This is a genomic window from Methylobacterium sp. D48H (assembly GCF_053345715.1).
The window spans coordinates 1-252 of the sequence record NZ_JBKFAP010000246.1 but is presented as its reverse complement, the minus strand read 5'-3'; the positions used below and the strand labels follow the sequence as shown (position 1 = coordinate 252).

General features: G+C 65.9%; 1 pseudogene. It reads right to left on the bottom strand.

Annotated elements, in window-relative coordinates:
• Window positions 1–123 (bottom strand): annotated as a pseudogene (locus ACLBX8_RS32340) (IS5/IS1182 family transposase); the annotation flags it as partial.
• Window positions 124–252 lie beyond the last annotated feature (129 nt).

Genomic DNA, 252 nt, shown 5'->3' with positions numbered 1-252 from the left:
TCGGGTTCGGGCCCGTCGCCGGGCCCCCCTTTTGGCGGCGATCGAGGCGCTGTCGAGGGACGCTCGACTGAAGTCGATGCCGTTCCGGCGACCGAGCCGATCGAGCAGCACGTGCTGCAGACGGTCCGTATCCATCCGGCGAAGGACGCGGGAGCTACGGTTTCCTCGGGAGCAGATCACTTTCTGCCGTATGGGCGGCGATCCGCTCCTTCAGCTCGTCGATCCCATCGTTGGTAAACGCTGGGTACGCCT